The sequence below is a fragment of the Bradyrhizobium sp. S69 genome (assembly GCF_009766005.1).
Taxonomy (GTDB): Bacteria; Pseudomonadota; Alphaproteobacteria; order Rhizobiales; family Xanthobacteraceae; genus Bradyrhizobium.
In genome coordinates, this window is the sequence record NZ_LMUK01000038.1 from 320,235 (window position 1) to 338,215 (window position 17,981).

At 62.4% G+C, this 17,981-nt stretch carries 17 protein-coding genes; 6 read left to right on the forward strand and 11 right to left on the reverse strand.

Features of this window, described 5'->3' with window-relative positions:
- Positions 1-7 precede the first annotated feature (7 nt).
- The 4 genes from GSQ88_RS16275 to GSQ88_RS16290 all read right to left on the reverse strand — a co-directional run bounded on the left by GSQ88_RS16275 (position 8) and on the right by GSQ88_RS16290 (position 3,558).
- Positions 8-826, reverse strand: coding sequence for an N-acyl homoserine lactonase family protein (locus GSQ88_RS16275; protein ID WP_159008737.1), 819 nt, complete (start codon positions 824-826; stop codon positions 8-10).
- Between the two features lie 318 nt (positions 827-1,144).
- Positions 1,145-1,441 (reverse strand): hypothetical protein, encoded by a 297-nt coding sequence (locus GSQ88_RS16280; protein ID WP_159008738.1) that lies wholly within the window; start codon positions 1,439-1,441, stop codon positions 1,145-1,147.
- 111 nt (positions 1,442-1,552) lie between these two features.
- Entirely contained in the window at positions 1,553-2,104 is a 552-nt protein-coding gene (locus tag GSQ88_RS16285; RefSeq protein ID WP_159008739.1) for an inner membrane-spanning protein YciB, read from the reverse strand.
- Between the two features lie 50 nt (positions 2,105-2,154).
- Entirely contained in the window at positions 2,155-3,558 is a 1,404-nt protein-coding gene (locus GSQ88_RS16290) for a carotenoid oxygenase family protein (protein ID WP_159008740.1), read from the reverse strand.
- 179 nt (positions 3,559-3,737) lie between these two features.
- Here GSQ88_RS16290 and GSQ88_RS16295 point away from each other — a divergent pair, with 179 nt between their 5' ends.
- Both GSQ88_RS16295 and GSQ88_RS16300 read left to right on the forward strand, forming a co-directional pair.
- On the forward strand, positions 3,738-4,466 hold the full coding sequence (locus GSQ88_RS16295; RefSeq protein ID WP_502706737.1) for a TetR/AcrR family transcriptional regulator: 729 nt from the start codon (positions 3,738-3,740) through the stop codon (positions 4,464-4,466).
- 269 nt (positions 4,467-4,735) lie between these two features.
- Positions 4,736-5,347 carry an SET domain-containing protein gene (locus tag GSQ88_RS16300; protein ID WP_159008742.1) on the forward strand — a complete coding sequence of 204 codons (612 nt, stop codon included), beginning with the start codon at positions 4,736-4,738 and terminating at the stop codon, positions 5,345-5,347.
- Positions 5,348-6,495: 1,148 nt separating this feature from the next.
- Here the strand turns inward: GSQ88_RS16300 and GSQ88_RS16305 are convergent.
- On the reverse strand, positions 6,496-6,783 hold the full coding sequence (locus GSQ88_RS16305; protein WP_159008743.1) for a hypothetical protein: 288 nt from the start codon (positions 6,781-6,783) through the stop codon (positions 6,496-6,498).
- 101 nt (positions 6,784-6,884) lie between these two features.
- Positions 6,885-7,127: a hypothetical protein gene (locus tag GSQ88_RS16310; protein WP_159008744.1), complete on the reverse strand. Its 243-nt coding sequence runs from the start codon at positions 7,125-7,127 to the stop codon at positions 6,885-6,887.
- A 100-nt stretch (positions 7,128-7,227) separates the two neighbouring features.
- On the opposite strand from GSQ88_RS16310, the gene GSQ88_RS16315 reads away from it, so the two are divergent.
- From GSQ88_RS16315 to GSQ88_RS16330, 4 genes are all read left to right on the forward strand, one after another.
- Positions 7,228-8,049, forward strand: a complete 822-nt coding sequence (locus GSQ88_RS16315) for a helix-turn-helix domain-containing protein (protein WP_159008942.1) — start codon at positions 7,228-7,230, stop codon at positions 8,047-8,049.
- A gap of 10 nt (positions 8,050-8,059) precedes the next feature.
- Positions 8,060-9,154, forward strand: coding sequence for a hypothetical protein (locus tag GSQ88_RS16320; RefSeq protein ID WP_210253829.1), 1,095 nt, complete (start codon positions 8,060-8,062; stop codon positions 9,152-9,154).
- A gap of 196 nt (positions 9,155-9,350) precedes the next feature.
- Entirely contained in the window at positions 9,351-10,016 is a 666-nt protein-coding gene (locus GSQ88_RS16325; protein WP_159008746.1) for a DsbA family oxidoreductase, read from the forward strand.
- 102 nt (positions 10,017-10,118) lie between these two features.
- The gene (locus GSQ88_RS16330; protein ID WP_159008747.1) at positions 10,119-10,757 is read left to right on the forward strand and encodes an NIPSNAP family protein; all 639 of its coding nucleotides are present in this window, start codon (positions 10,119-10,121) and stop codon (positions 10,755-10,757) included.
- A gap of 251 nt (positions 10,758-11,008) precedes the next feature.
- On the opposite strand, the gene GSQ88_RS16335 is transcribed toward GSQ88_RS16330, so the two are convergent.
- From GSQ88_RS16335 to GSQ88_RS16360, 5 genes are all read right to left on the reverse strand, one after another.
- Complete coding sequence (locus tag GSQ88_RS16335) at positions 11,009-12,199, reverse strand: GNAT family N-acetyltransferase (protein ID WP_159008748.1); 1,191 nt, start codon at positions 12,197-12,199, stop codon at positions 11,009-11,011.
- A gap of 296 nt (positions 12,200-12,495) precedes the next feature.
- Positions 12,496-13,830, reverse strand: coding sequence for a PQQ-dependent sugar dehydrogenase (locus GSQ88_RS16345; RefSeq protein ID WP_159008943.1), 1,335 nt, complete (start codon positions 13,828-13,830; stop codon positions 12,496-12,498).
- Between the two features lie 110 nt (positions 13,831-13,940).
- On the reverse strand, positions 13,941-14,918 hold the full coding sequence (locus tag GSQ88_RS16350; protein WP_159008749.1) for an NAD(P)-dependent oxidoreductase: 978 nt from the start codon (positions 14,916-14,918) through the stop codon (positions 13,941-13,943).
- A 28-nt stretch (positions 14,919-14,946) separates the two neighbouring features.
- Positions 14,947-16,800, reverse strand: a complete 1,854-nt coding sequence (locus GSQ88_RS16355) for a TRAP transporter large permease (protein WP_159008944.1) — start codon at positions 16,798-16,800, stop codon at positions 14,947-14,949.
- A gap of 6 nt (positions 16,801-16,806) precedes the next feature.
- Positions 16,807-17,835 carry a TRAP transporter substrate-binding protein gene (locus GSQ88_RS16360; RefSeq protein ID WP_159008750.1) on the reverse strand — a complete coding sequence of 343 codons (1,029 nt, stop codon included), beginning with the start codon at positions 17,833-17,835 and terminating at the stop codon, positions 16,807-16,809.
- Between the last annotated feature and the right edge of the window lie 146 nt (positions 17,836-17,981).

Sequence of the window (17,981 nt, forward strand, 5' to 3'; positions counted from 1 at the left end):
TTTCGACTTACTTGGCGAACGCCGGAAATACCGGCAGCTTGTCGATGTCGCGCGCGTCGTGCTGGATGATCACGGTGGCTTTCAGGTTCGCGGCGATCTTCTTCAGGCGCTCGACCGAGGCGACGGTCTGGGCGCGGTCGAAATTGAACGCGGGCACGCCGACCGTATCCCAGTTCTCGCGGAAGTGCACCGCATCGCCGGTGATGATGACGGGGCCCATCTGCGCGAGTTTGACCAGCAGGCTGGAATGGCCTGGCGTGTGCCCGGGCGTGCGCAGCATGATTACCGTGCCGTCGCCGAACACGTCCTTGTCGATCGGTTGCGGCTCGACCTTGCTGTCGCCCTTGATCCAGCTTTCGAACGGCTTGTAGTTCGCGCCTTCCGGCGGCTTGGGACTGGAGATCGCGTCCCATTCCTTGGCGCCGATCAGCAGCGTTGCTTTCGGAAACGAGGCAATCTGCCCGGTATGATCGGCGTGATAGTGGCTGATGCCGACATATTTGATCTGGTCGGGTTTGAGGTCGATCTTGGCCATTTGATCGACCAGGCTGACCTTAGGCGCGACATTGGGTGCCGTCATCGAGTGGCCGGTGTCCCACAGCAGATAATCGTCGCCGTGCTTGATCAGGTAGCAACTGAAGACGAACTGAACTTTCAGATCGCCATAGGCGTAGGTGTCGGAGAAGCGCTCATTGACTGATGTCGGCGCCTGCGGCGTGCCGCAATCGAAACGGGCCAGCGAGACCTCGGGTGCTGCTTGCGCGGGCAAAGCGAGGCCGGCGAATAAACTTGCGCCGAGGGTGAGGACGGTCAGTGTCTTGTTCATTTTGTTTCTTCCCTGAATTGAATGGTCGAACGCAGCCGCCTGGCGGATAGGACGGTGGCTCTAGTCTAATTCCCCGTCACATCCGGAAAATTCCTTATGCCGTGCGAATTATTTTCGCTCTGCGTGAAAAACTCGCGACGGGGTGGTTAGGCCCGGCATCGTCAGTCGGCATATTCAGTCGTCATACGCGGGCACAGCCGTCCGAAGGACGGCGTCGCTTCCGCTCGCCTATGACCCGCGTATCCATCTCACGTGAGAGGGATGGATCACCGGGTCAAGCCCGGTGATGACAGGTGGGGAGGCAGACGACGAGAAGCCTTACGCCCGCGTTCCCGTGAATGGAAAGCTGCCCATCGGGCCGATGCCCATGTCGCCGGAGATGCCGTCGCCGGCAACCTTGCCGGTGAATTCCAGGGTCAGCGGCATCGGGTTGGTGATGGAGACCTTCCAGAACACGTCGTCGCCGTTGGCGGTGCCATCAAAAATCTCGGTCGAATTGCCTTCGGCGGCCTGGGTGCCGGTCAGCCTGCCGCCTGAATTCTTCAGGGTCAGCGTCGCTTGGCGATCGCCCATCGGCGTGCTCATGGTGATATTCCAGTTTCCGTCCACCGCCATCTTAGGGGCCTCCCGAGCCTTTCTCGCAAAACCGGAATGGTTTTGGGCAGGCCTGCGGCGGGAGATATAGCCCAAACCGCAGCCCAAGCCCAATAGTGGAGGGGGCGATAATCAGGCGCGCGCGGCGCGAAGCCGGTTGGTCACCAGGATACGAAACGCGACATATTGGATGGCAAACGCCGCGATTTTGGCCGCGAGCAGCACGACCGTCACGTAGAACGCCCACAGCTTGATGTCGCCGGTCATCGCGATGGCGATGGTGCCGCAGCCGAGCACGAACATCAGCGCGGCCCAGGCGTAGCCGGCGAAGGTGACATATTCCGGAATGGTCTCGGCGACGATCGGCGGCATGTAGCGCAACATCCAGCCGCGCTTGAGCATGATGGCGCCGATCGCAAAGTGCGCGATCGCGGGTTTTGCCAACACGAAGCGGGGATCGTTGGTCAGAAGCGTCGCACCGCCGAGCACGACCACCAGCGCCAGGCTGGCATAGGTCATGAAGCCGAGGTGCTCGCCCTTGATAGTGGCGTAGACCACCTGCGCCACCGCGCTTGCGATCGCGACGCCGGTCGCCAGCAGCACGTTGTCGGTGATGACGTAGACCGCGATAAACACGATGGTCGATAAAAAGTCGGTCGCGAGCTTGGCGAATACGTTCTTCATGGTGGTTTCCCTCCCGGAATTCCCCGCAATGACTGTTTGAGCTTACGGCTTCACGCCGCCTCGACCCAATTGCCGTGAAAGCCGTCGGGCACGCGGTGTCCCAATTGCACCAGTGCCGCCGGTCCTGCTTCGATATCGGTGGCGTTGAACACCGCGAGGTCGCTGCGGTTTTCGCGCGCGCGCCAGACCACCGCCAGCAGCCAGCCATCGGCCTCGGCGGCCTCAGGGCCGCGGGCGACGAACACCGGCTCGGAGATGGTGTCGCCTGCGGGGAGCAGATATCGGGCGAGGCGCGATCCCTTGCCGTCGACATGCACCAGCCCCGACAGCGCGCCGAACATCGGCAGATCCGGATTGGCGCAGGCGTACCAGCCATGGCCGCTGACGCGGCCGGCGCGGCGATCGTCGATGCGCGGAAACTCACCGGTGATGTCGTCGAGATAGGTTTGCGTGAAGCGGTCGGTATTGCCGGCGAGATCGAAGCTCCAGCGGCACAGCCGGGCGCGCGATTTTTCCGGATCGGTCGGCGAGCCGTCGGGGTGGTTGAACAACGGCGCTTCCTCGAACTGCATGACATCGGCGACGATGCGGCTACCTTCCTCCCACGCATTCATCACGTGAAACACGTAGCAGCTCTCGGCGCGGAACCAGACGATATCCTTGGCCGAGCCGTTGCGTTTCATCACGCCGACATAGGCGCCCTTGTCGGGCTCCCAGGCGTAAGGCGCCTTGCCTTTCATCGCGCGGTCCATGCTGCCGGTGATCGGCAGCACCGGAAACAACAGATGATTTTCGGTGACGATGAAATCATGCACCATGCTCGCATAGGGTGACTCGAAGCGATCGAAGCGGGTCACCACGCCGGATGCATTGACCGAACCGTAGGAGAGCGCGGGCGTCAGCGGTCCGGCGGCGTTATAGCCGAAGAACACCATCTCGCCGGTGACGGGATCGATTTTTGGATGCGCCGTGAAGGGGCCTGAGATGCCGCCCTGGTAGTCGCAATAGCCGAGCCGCTTCAGCGTGCCGGGCTCGATCTCGGTCGGCAGGTGGCCTTCTTCCAGCGCCAGCAGCCGGCCGCCATGAAACAGGATGTTGGTATTGGCGATGCCGCCGTCGGAAATGATCGAGGCCGGAGCATCCGGCAGCTTGCGGCCGAAGCCGCCGAACAGCGCGCGCCCGGCATCATGCTCGGCCTGCCATTTCGGAGTGCGGACCCAGCGATTGCGGTAGCTGGCGCGGCCGTTCTCGAGATGGAAGGCGTGCAGCATGCCGTCGCCGACGAACCAGTGCGCGCCCGGCGCTTCGAACTGCGGATTGGGTCCGTTGCGGTAGAGCGTGCCGTTGAGCTCGCGCGGCAGTTCGCCCTGCACCTTCAAGAACGGCGCATCGGCCTCAAACGGAATCGGCGCCAGATTGGTCCTGGCCGCGTTGCTCGCGATTTCCTGTTGCATCGGGTCCTCCTCCGTATCTTTACAATGTAAAGATATCGGTAAAGCATGACATGCAAACCGTCAAGCCAAATCTTTACAGTGTAAAAATAGCGACCTATAAGGCGAAAATGACCAGAAAACCAAAGGATAGCGCCCCCCGCGCTGAACCTTCCCCGGACAAGCGCGCTCGACCCGTGGCCGTGCCGCGCCCGGCGCGGAAGAAGGCCACCGCCAAAACCACGGGCGCAACCAATACAGCCTCGAACAATAATGGCTCAAAGAGCGACGGCGCGAAGGCGAGGGGCGAGGGTTCAGCGTCGCCCTATCATCACGGCGCGCTGCACGACGCGCTTCTGGAGGCCGCCGAACGGGTGCTGGAACGCGACGGGCTGTCGGGGCTGACCTTGCGCGCGGTGGCGCGTGAGGCCGGGGTGTCGCATGCGGCGCCTACCCATCATTTCGGCGACCTCACTGGTTTGGTCAGCGAACTCGCCGCGATCGGTTACCGGCAGTTCAATGAAGCGATGATCGCAGCGGGCGCCTCGGGTGCGCCGCCACTGGAACAGGGAATGGCGCGCGCCCACGCCTATCTCGGCTTTGCGCGGGCGCATCCCGGGATGTATGGCCTGATGTTTCGCACCGAACGTCTGGATATGACGCGGCCGTCTTTGCATGAGGCCGCCAACGCCGCGTTTGCCGGGCTTGCCGGCGCGGTCGGCGCCAGCCGTCACGAGCATATCGCGGAAGAGGCGCCGTCGCTCGACCAGGCTGCCGCGATCGTGCGGGCGTGGTCGCTGCTGCATGGCTTCACCACGCTGCTGCTCGATGGCCGGCTGTCCGACATCCTGCGGCGGATTCCAGCGGGCCATGACGCCGAAACGCTGCTGGATGCCATGCTCAAGGTCACGGTGCTTCGGCCAGAGGCCTAGAGCCCCGCTCCGATTGAATCGGAACGGGGGCTCTAGTCTTTTGTTTTGACGCGTTTTCTTCACGCGAACCGGTGTCCACGGAGCCTGTCATCGGGCGCGCATTCGCGCGACCCGTTGGCTCGAAAACGCTATGGCTGCCGAAAAGCCTGTACAAGCTGGGGAAGGCTTGCGGCAAATGCGCGAAAAGCCTGACATCGGCGCGGAATCGTTTTAGAACAGCGGCTTCGCGATTTCATCGCCTTCACCAACGTGTCAGTTCCTGATCGATCATGCCTGCCATTCCGTCGAATAAACCTTTTCGTGTCGGCCGTTCCCGCACCGGGCTTGGCCTGTTCGCCACCAAGCCGATCAAAAAGGGCGCCAAGATCGTCCGCTATTTTGGTCCGTTGCTGGATTCCAAGAAGAAAAAAGACGACGCGATCGAGAACAAATACCTGTTCGAGCTCAACAACCGCTGGACCATCGACGGCTCGGTGCGCAAGAACGTCGCGCGCTACATCAATCACGCCTGCAAGCCCAACGCGGAATCCGATGTTCGCCCACGCAAGCGCAAGGTGGTGATCCGCGCCATCAAGAACATCGAGCCCGGCGACGAGATCAACTACGATTACGGCACCGATTACTTCAAGGCCTATCTGAAGCCGATCGGCTGCAAATGCGACGCCTGCGAAAAGAAGCGCAAGAAGAAGCGCGCCGAGGCGAGGGTGGAGCGGCTGCGCCTGAAAGAAAAGGCGGAGCGGAAAGCCTTGAAGCAGGCCGAGAAGCTCGCGAGCGCCAAAGCCGGGACGCGCAAGCTCAACGGCGCCAAAGCGACTGCAAAGCCAACTGTAAGGCAAAGTGCAAAAGCCGGCGCAAAGGCCAACGGCCACGCCTCGATGTAGCCCGCCGGCGGCTTTTTCAAGAAGCAGCCCGCGACGCGCGCTCCCGAAACCCGATCCATTTTCCGGCCGGTTCCCTTGAGGGAACTGCGATGTCGTTGGAATTATTTTCTAAACCGGACCGACAATCCGGTGGTAAGATATGGTGCCTTTTGACAGAGGCACCATTTCAAGGCGCTCGCGATGCCACACGCCGGAAAATACGACAACGAACTATTGCCGATCATCGCACGACCGCGCTGCCCCGAATGCGCGACCAGGATGATCACGACGGCTGTTTCGGAAGGGCCGGAGGGATTTGAGCACCGATCGTTCGAATGCCTGAAATGCGGCCACTCGGAAAAGAAAGTTGTTGCCGTCGATCCCGTGATCTCTTTGGACTCAATCAACGGCGAGCCAAAGCCGTCTGATACGTAGAGCATGATCTCAAAAAGTGTATGGCGGCTCTCCCTCGCGATAAACGCGAAGCGTTTGCGCGGAGATCATGCTCAAATAAATCGATAGAGCCGCTTCGAAGATAAGTCATCCCGCTCTAGCTGTGGCGTTATACCTTCGGCCTCATCGCGGATTTCTTTATTGCTAGCTTTTGGTTGTATTTTATATGCACGAATCTAAAGGTTGAGTTATACTGACTCCATCACCGCGTGGACCCAGGCAGTTATCGGTGACTGAGAGTGTGATGCTCCCGCCCTAGCAAGGAGGGAGAAATGCTGCCGAAATTTGTGCGGCCAAACTGCCCCAAGTGCGACATGGCCATGATCGTCACGCAAGGCTTTGACCGAGAGCAGAATCATCAGACGTTCGAGTGCCTGCGGTGCGGACACGTTGAGGCACCGCAGCCGCTGCAACAATCCCGGCGCCGGACAGGATAAGGCCATCTCCGCCAAGAGTCTGTTAGTGGGTCCGTACTCCTGGGCCTCATCCTGACAGGCCGTGAAGCTATCTCGGACCTCATCCTGAGGAGCGCGCTCTCTCGGCAGCGCACTTGCGCTGTCCGGTGCGCGCGTCTCGAAGGATGGCGGCTGGCACGGCAGCGACCCCGCGGCCATCCTTCGAGACGCGGCCAAGAGGCCGCTCCTCAGGATGAGGTCGGGAGAGTAGCTGATGTGATTCAAACTTCGGAAACGATGTCCTAAATGGGGCAGCTTCTCTCAGAACTTGCCGGAGCCGGCACTGGCGTCATACAGCCACTTCGAGGTCTCCTGGTCGGTCCAACCTGGAACCGCGAAGTGCTTGGGCCTGACAGCGCGTTGAGCTGGGTAGTGGTCTTCTGAATGATAGCCTTCTGAAAGGTAGCGTAGGGGAACGGCAACGCGGTGGCCGGCGTGTAAGTGCGCGTGGTGTGGCTTGAAGCGATGCGCCGCGGCGGCGCCGGTGGAAGCGCACAACGCGATGATCGACAGGCCGAACGCCAGCCTCAAGGCCAGAATGGATCGCATCGTATGTGCTCCCGCGTCCGTCATGATGTGCGCCCGCACGCATCGGTGCAAAGCGCCGCTCAATGATAAGGACTCGGCCGGACGATCCAGTATTCCAGGCGTCAGTGATCAAGCAGCCAGTTTTGCAACACGCGCCACAGCCGGATCGGGCAGAGCGTCCGGCCGATACTGGTCTCGACGGCCTGCACCTGCGCGAACACGAACACGCCGGTGGTGTGCACCAGCGGTTCCGGCATGTTGAGCGAGTGGGCCAGGAATCGCGTGGTGAGCCGGGTCGCCAGATCGAGCAGCCAGGGTAACGCTGAGGCGAACGGGGAATTGTCGGGTCGAAAAATCGGGGTCATGGTGATCTCCTGACCCCCAAGATGATCCGGCCCGGTAGCTGATACGATTACCTCGGACGTAATGGAATGGCCGAAATTCGCGTGCTAGGTTTTCGCTATGATGAACCCACAGACCGCGACAGCGCGAGCCGAGCGAACCCAGCCCGTCCATGTCGGCGACCATTTGCGCGAGTGGCGGCAGCGCCGCCATCTCAGCCAGCTTGATCTCGCCGGTGACGCCGAGATCTCGGCGCGCCATTTGAGTTTTGTCGAAACCGGCCGTGCCGCGCCGTCGCGCGACATGGTGTTGAAGCTCGCCGAGCGGCTCGATGTACCCTTGCGCGAGCGCAACGTGCTGTTGGTGGCGGCCGGCTTCGCGCCGGCGTTTCCGCAGCGTTCGCTCGACGATCCCGCGCTGAAATCGGCGCGGGCTGCGATCGATCTGGTGCTGAAGGCGCATGAGCCGAACCCGGCGCTGGCGGTCGACCGGCACTGGAATCTGGTGTCGGCCAACCGCATGGTGGCGCCGCTGCTCGAGGGCATCCCGGAGCGTCTGCTCGGCCAGCCCTTCAACGTGCTGCGCTTGAGTTTTCACCCGGAGGCGCTGGCGGCGCGCACCGTCAATCTCGCCGAATGGTGCGGGCATTTGCTGGAGCGTCTGCACCGGCAGTGCGAGATCACCGCCGATCCCGAACTGATCAAGCTCTATCATGACCTGAAAGCCTTTCCGATCCCGGCGCGCTCCGGGCCGCTATCGGCCGACAATGTCGCGATCCCCTTCAAGATGCGGCTGGACGGCGATATCTTGAGCTTCTTCTCCACCACCATGATTTTCGGCACGCCGGTCGACATCACGCTGTCGGAGTTGGCGCTGGAGACCTTCTTCCCGGCGGACGATCTGACCGCCGAACGTATGCGTAATATGGCGGCTGCCCTGAAATAGCATTCGGCAAGTGCGGCTTGCCGGGTTCCGATTTGGCGCTTATCTCTGGGGCGTCTTCGGGGAAATGCTGATGCGACGGACGATGAGTGGAGCTCGTATTGTAAAGCTCCTGCAAATGCCGTCGGTCACTTCCTTACGCGTTATCGCGCGGATGGCTTTTGTCGTCGTCGTGTCGCTGGTGGCCCGGCCGGATCTGGTTTGGGCGCTGGGGTGCAATGCCGGCGTCAACGTCAACAGCTTTCAGAATTTCAGCGCCGCCGAGCAAGAGGCCATCGTCCAGCAATTGGTGACTTCCGGCGCCCATTGCGTCCGAACGTCGTTGCGGCCGGACGACAAGGATATCCACCTTGCGAAGGAATTGCAGGACAAGGGCGTTGGACTGGTGTTGGTGCCCGGCGCCGAATTTCTTCCTGGCACCCAAGCAAGACCTGCCGATGCCAAGCGCAATATGCGCAGCGCGCTTCCGCTCAGTGCGGCCGATCCCGAGCGTTCCAGGGTTTCGTACCAGTCCCTGTTCGACAAATTGGACGCGAACGGAATCGTTCTGGCCGGGGTTGAGCTTGGAAATGAGATCAACTGGACCGATTTCAACGGAGACTTTCCTATCCCCGGCAAGGGCAAGGCTTTCACCGTGGAAGATCTCGCCCGGGACCCCGAGGCTCAACAGGTTGCCCGCGGGTTCCTGCAATATTTGAAAGTGCTGGCCGCCTTGAAGGAAGTGCGCGATCACTCGAAGCTCAATCGGCAAACGCCGATCATCTCCGCCGGGATGGCCGGCGTTACCGGCGGCGCATGGCAACAGAAACTGGGGGTCGATGGCGTTTCGATACCGGCCACGTATGCGTTTATGCGCGCCCACGGTCTCGACAAGCTCGTCGACGGCTACGGGGTGCATTATTATCCCCCGGAAGTGAAACCAGGCGACAAGGCGGCCGCCGCCCAGCGCCTGTCCGTCCTCAATAGCGATATCTTCCCGCCCGGCAATTCAAAGCCATACTGGCTCACGGAATGGGGGTTTTCCAGCATTGCGACCTCGTCGGATCAGGACCAGTCACGGGCGGGCTCGGTGACCGAGATGCGGGCTTACTTCCACGGCCTGTTTTAGCAGGGGCGCTTGGCAGGTATTTTTTGGTACGTCTGGAACGAGCCGGATCGATCCTCTATCTATCGTAACGGCAGCGTGATGGAAGCCGGCAAACGGGCCATTGCGCCGCTGACGCGATGATGTTTCACACGATAATGTTTCGCAACGTTGATGTTTCACAATGAGCGTTGTTACGCAGCCCGAGGGAGACGCCCCCATGAGTCAACTCAAGCCCGTTAAGATCGACATTGTTTCCGACGTGGTCTGCCCCTGGTGTTATATCGGCAAGCGCAGAATCGAGAATGCGCTGGCGCTGGTGCCGGACGTTCCGGTGGAAGTGAACTGGCGGCCGTTCTTCCTCAATTCATGGGTGGCGCGCGAGGGCATCAGCCGCGAGGAATATCTCACCGCGAAGTTCGGCTCAGTCGAGGCCTACAAGGGCATCGCGGGACGGGTGGTGACCGCGGCCGGCGAAGAGGGCCTGACCTATCGGCCGGACCTCGTCAAACGCCAGCCCAACACCATCGATTGCCACCGGCTGATCCATTGGGCCGAAGCCAAGGGCAAGGCCGCCGAGATGAAGCAGCGGCTGATGGAATTGTATTTCAGGGACGGCGGCGATCTCACCGACATCAACGTGCTGGTGCAGGCCGCGGCCGATTGCGGCCTCGATGCCGACGAAATGCGCAAGCGCCTTGCGACCGATGAGGACGTCGCGCTGATTTCGGGGCAGGCGCAGGAAGCCGCCGACAAGGGCATCTCCGGCGTGCCGACTTACGTGTTCGCGCAGAAATACGCGGTATCGGGCGCGCAGCCCGCCGAGCAGCTCGCCCGCGCCATCCGCCAGGTGTCGGCGGAGGTGAACGCGCAGGCGGCTGAATAATCGCGTCCGCGCCGCGGCGCGCCTTTGTCTTGCGCCCGGCTTTCAGGCTTTTGAATTCTTCCGATCTGAAAAACGTCAACAGGAAATCCCAAGGGAAACCTCATGCTCTATGAACTTCGAACCTACACCGTAAAGCCCGGTACTCTCGGCGACATGGTCAAGGCGGCGGCCACCGTGTCCGCAGAGATCCGCAAGAATGATTACGGCAAACTTGAAGGCTATTGGTCGACCGAAATCGGCGCGCTCAACCAGGTTCTGCATCTGTGGAGCTACAGCGATTACGCCGAACGCGCGCGGGTGCGCGGCGAACTCGCCAACAATCCGCGCTGGGTCAGCGAGTACATTCCGCTGATCCGGCCCTTGATCGTGCGTCAGGATATCCGCCTGCTCAACGCCGTGCGGGCGCCGGTGGCGCCGGCGTCAGCCGGCAACATCTATGAGCTTCGCAACTATCGCGCCAAGCCGCTTGGCGCGGTCAGGCAGTGGCTGGATGCTTTCACCGCGGCGCTGCCGGCGCGCGAGAAATATTCCAAGATCGTGGGCCTCTGGCAGACCGAAGCGGGCCAGCCGAACGAAGTTTGTCACCTCTGGGCCTATAAGGATTTGAACGCGCGCGCCGAGGCCCGCGCCGCCGCTATGAAGGATCCGGCGTGGCAGGAGTTTTTGGGCAAGGGCTCCGCGCTGCTCGAAGAGATGCACTCGACCATCATGCTGCCGACGCCGCACTCGCCGCTGAAGTGAGGGCTTGCTCGGGATGAGATTTGATTGAGCCGGGGCTATCCGCGCGCTTCCCTTCACCTCTCCCCGGCGGGGAGAGGTCGATTTGCTCCCGGCGATGCGAAGCATCGTCCGGTGCAAATCGGGTGAGGGCTCTTCTGCCAAACGAGAGGTCCTAACCCCTCACCCGGCGCTACGCGCCGACCTCTCCCAAAGGGAGAGGTGAAGGGAAATCGCTGCCAATTCAATCATACTGTGGAGGCGGGCAGCGCTTTTTACGCGGATCGCGGCGAACGTTCCCTGATAAACCGTATGGCGCGGCGCGCCTGTTCGCGCGCCGTGTTGCGCGCCACGATCGCCCCGTGGATCATCGACACCACCGGATCGCCCGACCGCAGCGGGATCAGCACGTCGCCGATCGCAAAACGGCCGCGCCAGATCGGGTTGATCATGGGGTGATCGGGGCTCGCGGTGGAATCGGCCGACGCAATCGCCGGATCGGCGCAGAGATGCCGCGTCAGTTCCAAGGTGAGCTGCACCCCCGGTGAGATCTTTGCAAAGCGCGCGTCAACGCCGATCTTGAAGAAGAACGCGCGGTCCTGATGCCGCAGCACGATCCCGGCGGCGACCGGCGTTGCTCCGGCGCGCAAGGTCACGATCTCGCATTGTCCTGATGCCGCCAGCGCTGGGGTGGCGCGGCGGATGAAGCGCGCATCGCCATCGTTCTGCGCCAAGGCGGTGCCGCGCGCGCCCTTCCAGCCGGAGGCCTCCAGCGCCAGAAAAGTTTCGAGCGCGGATGCGACGTCCTGGGGCGTGCGCGCGACGTCGAACTGGACCGCGCCATGCTCGGCCAAACGATGTCGAAGCCGGCGCAATTCCTTCAGTTTCTTGGTGCCCAGCGCATCGTGCAGCAACTGGTCGGCATCGCGTGTCGCGTCGAGACAGGCGCGCAGACCGGAGTGCAGCACACGGGGGCGCAGTCCATGTTGCCGCGATACTTCCGCGAAGGCCTGCATCGCCGCGCCTTCAAGCGACATGTCGCGCAGCACCAGTGCGTGCGCACCGGCGTTTCGCGCCTGCTGCATCAGTTGCGCCGCGGCATCCACCGCCATGCCGCGATCGAGCGGCGGCGCACACAGCGTGCCGTAGGGATGGGCGCTGACCAGCGCCGGCAGCGGGATCTTTAGGGCGTGCCATAGCGAGATCACGGGCATCAGCCCGATCAACCGGTCTTCGCGCCACGCACCCAGCGCCGACGTTCGGTTACGGCCCTGCGCCGAGGCATTGACCGCCAACTCCCATTCGGGAAGGTAATAGCCATTCGGCTCGGCGGCGCGCCCGGCGAGCGCCTGCCACTGATCGAGGGGAATTTCCGTGATTGGGATCAGGGCGCTGCCCTGCGGCGCAGCCGCATCCGACGGCGCATAGTTGTCCGCCGCATCTTTTTTCGATGCGCGACGAACCATCGTTGTGTCGGCAATATAGGCCAATTCCCCGGTATCCCGCTTCTTCCGTAATTCCGGGACACGCTAAACGAAAGATTGGAAAATACCGTTGGCACGGCGGCTCAATTTGAGCGGTAATGTTAACGGGTTGTTGATCATGTGGTAGGCGTCTAGAGCGTTTTCGAGCCAACGGGTCGCGCGAATGCGCGCCCGATGACAGGCTCCGTGGGTACCGGTTCGCGTGAAGAAAACGCGTCAAAACAAAAGATTAGAGCCCCGTTCCGATTCCATCGGAACGGAAAAGGCTCTAGCCGCGGTCAGTGCGTCACCCGCCAGATCGTGCCGTTGCCGTCTTCGGACACCAGCAGCGATCCGTCATGGGCGACGGCGACGCCGACCGGGCGTCCCCATACGTCGTTATCGCCAACGACAAATCCGGTGATGAAATCCTCGTATTCGCCCGTGGGCACGCCGTCCTTGAGGCGGATGCGGATCACTTTGTAGCCGGTGCGCTTCGACCTGTTCCACGAGCCATGCTCGGCGGCAAAGCCGTCGCCGGAATACGCGGCGGGGAATTGATGGCCGGTATAAAAAGTGAGCCCAAGCGACGCCGAATGCGGTTGCAGCAGCACGTCGGGCACGGTGACTTTTCCCTTCAGGTCGGCGCGATCACCGACATGCCGCGGATCTTCATTGCTGCCGATATAAAGCCACGGCCAGCCATAGAACGCGCCTTCGCGCACCCGGGTGACATAATCCGGCACCAGATTGTCGCCGAGGCCGTCGCGTTCATTGGTCGAGCAATAGAGATCGCCCGTGGCGGGATGGACGGCGAGCCCGACGCAATTGCGGATACCGGTAGCAAAGATTCCGAGCCGCTTGCCGTCCGGATCGAACGCCAGGACGTCGGCGCGATCGGTCTCGCCGCCCCAGTCCGCGCCGGGCGGGTGGCTGTCGATCCATGCCTGCAAACCTTCCAGCGGGCCGCCATTGCCTTCGGCATCATTGCTGCGGGAGCCGACCGATATCAGCATGCGCTTGCCGTCGCGGCTGAAGGCGATGTCGCGGGTGGTGTGCCCGCCGCCATGCGGCAGTTCGGCGACGATTGTTTCGGCTTTGCCGGACGCTTTAAGGTCGCCCGCGTGATAGGGAAAGCGGACGACGCTGTCGGTGTTGGCGACATAGACCCATTTGGGATCGTCGCTGGGGAAGAACGTTACGCCAAAGGGCTCGTTGAGGCCGCTGGCGTAAATTTCGTTGGCCGAGGGTTTGGCTTCGCCATCGGCGGCGCGCAAGATCCTGATACGTCCCGCCCGGGTTTCCGCAACGAAGATGTCGCCGTTGGGCGCTACCCGCATCTGGCGCGGCCCGCTCAGTCCTTGCGCGAACAGCGCGATCTTGAACCCGTCGGGCACCTGCGGCAGCGCCGCCTCCGGGCGCGCAACCACGTGAGCCATGTTGGCGGACGAGGGCGTCGCGCCGGGTTTGGGCAGGTCTTCCGGTTTGATCAGGCGGCTCACGCCGGGTCTGTCCGAGCGCCAGTCACCGAACGCGGCGCTGCCGGTGAGCGGCGCCGATTGGGCCATCGCTTGGCCGACACCGCCGACCGCAAAGGCCAGCACCAGCGAGTTCAACGAGTGATACCGGAACATCATGACATCCTCATCTGGTGATCGGCCACGATCCGGCTAGCCAATGAGGTATTTAGACCATCGTTCCCTCGATCGATATGCGATCGCCTTCACGTGCGATCACATCTGGGTCAGGAACGGCGCGTCCAATGCCCGGCGTTGACCGCACCGACAGGAATTGTGCCGTTGATGATCGCCTCGATTTGGCGCACCGTTTCAAGCGACTGGCTCTCGATCGCCGGCGGCGTCAGGCCGCCGATGTGGGGCGTCGCAATGACGTTCGGGAGTTTTGCCAGTTCCGGCGTCGGCATCTGATCGCGGGCGCGGCCGACATCGATCGCCGCGCCGGCTATGCGGTTGTCGCGCAAGGCGCTGGCGAGCGCGGTCTCGTCGACCAGATTGCCGCGCGACAAATTGATGAAGAAGGCGTGCGGCTGCATGCGCGAGAACGCGGCGTGACCGATCAGGTTTTCGGTGTCGTCGTTGGCCACCGCGAGACACACCACGTAGTCGGCGCGGCCGAGCAGATCGTCGAGCGAAACGTGCTCGATACTGGAATCGTCGATGGTCGCCAGCGGATCGGCTGCCAGCACCGTCATGCCGAGCGATTGTGCGACGGCCGCCAGATGGCGGCCGATATTGCCATAGCCGATGATGCCGAGGCGGCTGCCGGCCAACTGCCGTCCCATCGCGATCTCCGGGTTGCGCCCGGAATGGTAATCCGCCGTCGCTCGCGAAATCCCGCGCGAGAGATCGACGAGATAGCCGAGCGCGAGTTCGGTGACCGATGCCACGAAGCCCGGACCGGCCCGCGTCACCAGCACGCCCACAGCACTCGCGGCGTCGACATCGATGTTGCGGATATCGACCGCGCAGCGCACGAAGGCGCGCAGTTTTGGCAGCCGCGCGAAAATCTCGCCCCGGCCTTCGGTCAAGCGATCGGCGACGATGAGGTCGACATCGCGCGCGGCCTCGATCAGGCCGTTGGCGTCCAGCGCGTCATTGGATTCGTGCAGCACGACCCGCGCCAACGCTTGCAGGCCGTTCAGGCTGCGCTCGCCATAATACTGGGCCCTCGCTTGCGGCGGGTGGGTCAGCAGGATTTTCAACGTTCTACGTCCTCTCAAGCCCGAGGGGTCAGTAACCCAGCGCATGCGGTAGCGCCGTCGAGATCGCAGGCACGAACGCGATCACCAAGAGGCACAGCAGCAGCAATCCGAGATAGCCCGATATCGGCTTCACGGTCTGTTCGATCGGCACATTGCCGATCATGCAGGCCCCGTAAAGCCCTAAGCCAAGCGGCGGCGCGAACAGGCCGAGCCCCATCGAGATCACCAGCACGACGCCGAAATGCAAGGGATTGATCCCGAGCTTGACCGCGACCGGCAGCAGCAGCGGCCCGAAGATGATCAGCGCCGCGGCGCCTTCCAGCACCGAGCCCATCACGATCAGCACCGCGATCGACAGCAGCATGAACAGCCAGGTGCCGTGGCTGCCCGATAGCGACAGCATGATCTCGCCCACCTGATGCGGCACTTGCTGCAATGTCAGAATGAACGCCAGCGATTGGGCCGCGGCGACGATGAACAGCACCAGTCCGGAGCGGGTCGCGGCCTGCGTGAAGCTGTGGATCGCGTTGGTGAGGCTAAGCTCGCGAAACACCACGCCGCCGACCACGATGGCATAGAGCACCGCGAACGCCGAGATTTCGGTCGCGGTGGCAAATCCGCTCTTGAAGCCGGCGAAGATCATGAAGATCAGTCCGAACGAGGCGATAGCGCCGCCCCATAATTGGGACATTGGAATCTGAGGTTCGGTCTGGTCGGAAGCTACGGGAGGCTTGCCAAACACGATCGAGACCGCGATCAAGGCGAGCGCCATCAGGCCGGCCGGCAGCAGGCCCGCCACGAACAATCCGCCGATCGACAGATTGGCGACAAATCCCAGGATGATCAGATTGATGCAGGGCGGAATGGTCTCTGCCATCACCGCGGACGCCGCGAGCAACGCCACCGCGCTGCCCGGATTTTGTTTGGAGCGGCGCGCGGCCGGGATCAGCACCGATCCGACGGCGGCGACGTCGGCCATCTTGGAACCGGAGATGCCGGAAAACAGCACCATCGACATCACCATGACGACGTTGAGGCCGCCGCGCATGCGCCCCACCGCGCGCTGCAGCAGTTCGATCAGGCGGACCGACATGCCGTTGGCTTCCATCAGATAGCCGACCAGAATGAAAAACGGGATCGCCAGCAGCACGAAATTGTCGATGCCGCGCGCCATCTGCTGCGCGAAGATCACGCCGGGCAGCGTGCCCTCGACCCAGATGAAGGTCAGCGCGGCGAGAGCCAGCGCGAATCCAATCGGCAATCCGCCAAACAGCGTGATGAAGAAGCCCGCGAGCATCAGGCTTCCCGACGACGGCACCGTATCCGGGGCGAGGCCATCCCAGGCGAGATAGAGACCCACGATCAGGGCGGTTACGATCACGCCCGCGATCATGTCGCGGAGCGGGCGCCTGGCAAACAGATCGAGCGCGAATATCGTCATCAGCAAGGCGCCGATGCCCATCGGGTAAAACGTCCATTCCAGCGGCAGGCCGGAGCCCGAGGTCTGTCCGGTGGTCAGCCATCCGAGCTTGATGGCATTGAACGCCACATAGAACGCGATCACCGGCACCAGCACGGCGCCGACGGCATCGACCACGCGCCGGACTGACGCCGGCAACATGTCGACAAAGAACGCGACGCCGAGATTTTCGGCGCGCGCCACCGCACTTGCCGCGCCAAAGAAGCTTGACCCGACCATCAGGCCGCGGGCGACATCGTCAGCCCATTCGACCGGCGCGTTGAACAGGAATCGCAGCAGCACCGAACCGCAGACCACCAGCAGGTCGGCCGCGAGCAGGATCGCCGCGACGGCGTCGCTGACCGCGAGCAGGGCACCGATGATCCTGCGGCGACCGCTGTGTGGGGGCGCCGCGCCTGACATCATCGATCAAGCCTGCGTCGCGCGGATCATGTCCACCACCGGCTTGGCGTCGGGATGTGCCTTGATGAAATTATCGGTTTGCGGCAGCACGCGCTTGCGGAAGGCTTCCCTGTCGCATTCGACGACGCTGACGCCCTTTTCGACCAGCGTGGCGAGCGCCTCCTTCTCGACCGCGAGGCCATGGGCGCGGGTATCCGCGCCGGCTTTGGTCGCCGCATCGAGAAAACCCTCGCGCAGTTTCGGGTCCATGCGATTGAATGTGGCGTCGCTGAAATAGGTCGCCAGCGGCGAGAAGATATGCTCGGTCAGTGCGTAGTTCTTCGAGGTCTCGTAGAATTTCGCGGCCAGGATGGTCGGCGGATCGTGCTCAAGCCCGTCGAGCACACCGGCCTGCAACGCCGTATAGATCTCGCCGAACGCCAGCGGCGTTGCGGCTGCCCCCATCAGGCGAAGGCACTCGGTGATCACAGGGTTGGGCAGGGTCCTGATCTTGAGCCCGGCGAGATCCTCCGGCGTCTTGACGGGTTTCTTCGACAGCACGCTGCGGGCGCCGAAATTATAGGCCCACGAGATGATCCTGATATTGGCGCCCTTGAGCAGCGCCTCGTCGACCGGCTTGGCGGCGCCGGCATCGAACGCCTTGGTCTGTTGCTGATAGCTGGTGAAGAGATAGCCGAGGTCGAACGTCCCAACCAGCGGAACCAGATTGGCCGAGATCGAGGAGCCCGATACCATCAGGTCGATGACGCCGAGCTTGACCGAATTGATGACGTCGATTTCCTGGCCGAGCTGGTTGTCGGGGTAGAACGTGACGTCGATCTGTTCCAGTCCGTTGGCCTTCAGGTTCTTGACCAAATTGTCGTAGTAGACCCGGCCATTGGCATATTTCGGGTCGTTCGGCAGCGACGATGATAATTTGAGTTTTGTGGTGGCGGCTTGCGCGCGCCCGATGATGGCGGGCGAGCCCAGCAGCGAGGCGGCCGCGGCGGTCGACAGCTTCAGGATCACGCGGCGGCTGACGGCAACGCTCTTCATGGTGCTTCCTCCCGGCGTGTTTTTCTTAAGCGCCGTTATCGATTGTTGCGGCCATTCGGCCCGCTATTGATTGCAAATGGTGGACTAAACGGAAGGGTCCCGCAAGGCCGGTAACATCCGTCTCGAATCCTTAACTCTTGTTCGAT

What these genes read in the sequence shown, in the direction of transcription:
- GSQ88_RS16275 (WP_159008737.1), bottom strand. Translation starts at nt 826, where the DNA reads ATGAACAAGACACTGACCGTCCTCACCCTCGGCGCAAGTTTATTCGCC.
- GSQ88_RS16280 (WP_159008738.1), bottom strand. Translation starts at nt 1,441, where the DNA reads ATGGCGGTGGACGGAAACTGGAATATCACCATGAGCACGCCGATGGGC.
- GSQ88_RS16285 (WP_159008739.1), bottom strand. Translation starts at nt 2,104, where the DNA reads ATGAAGAACGTATTCGCCAAGCTCGCGACCGACTTTTTATCGACCATC.
- GSQ88_RS16290 (WP_159008740.1), bottom strand. Translation starts at nt 3,558, where the DNA reads ATGCAACAGGAAATCGCGAGCAACGCGGCCAGGACCAATCTGGCGCCG.
- GSQ88_RS16300 (WP_159008742.1), top strand. Translation starts at nt 4,736, where the DNA reads ATGCCTGCCATTCCGTCGAATAAACCTTTTCGTGTCGGCCGTTCCCGC.
- GSQ88_RS16305 (WP_159008743.1), bottom strand. Translation starts at nt 6,783, where the DNA reads ATGCGATCCATTCTGGCCTTGAGGCTGGCGTTCGGCCTGTCGATCATC.
- GSQ88_RS16310 (WP_159008744.1), bottom strand. Translation starts at nt 7,127, where the DNA reads ATGACCCCGATTTTTCGACCCGACAATTCCCCGTTCGCCTCAGCGTTA.
- GSQ88_RS16315 (WP_159008942.1), top strand. Translation starts at nt 7,228, where the DNA reads ATGAACCCACAGACCGCGACAGCGCGAGCCGAGCGAACCCAGCCCGTC.
- GSQ88_RS16325 (WP_159008746.1), top strand. Translation starts at nt 9,351, where the DNA reads ATGAGTCAACTCAAGCCCGTTAAGATCGACATTGTTTCCGACGTGGTC.
- GSQ88_RS16330 (WP_159008747.1), top strand. Translation starts at nt 10,119, where the DNA reads ATGCTCTATGAACTTCGAACCTACACCGTAAAGCCCGGTACTCTCGGC.
- GSQ88_RS16335 (WP_159008748.1), bottom strand. Translation starts at nt 12,199, where the DNA reads ATGGTTCGTCGCGCATCGAAAAAAGATGCGGCGGACAACTATGCGCCG.
- GSQ88_RS16345 (WP_159008943.1), bottom strand. Translation starts at nt 13,830, where the DNA reads ATGTTCCGGTATCACTCGTTGAACTCGCTGGTGCTGGCCTTTGCGGTC.
- GSQ88_RS16355 (WP_159008944.1), bottom strand. Translation starts at nt 16,800, where the DNA reads ATGTCAGGCGCGGCGCCCCCACACAGCGGTCGCCGCAGGATCATCGGT.
- GSQ88_RS16360 (WP_159008750.1), bottom strand. Translation starts at nt 17,835, where the DNA reads ATGAAGAGCGTTGCCGTCAGCCGCCGCGTGATCCTGAAGCTGTCGACC.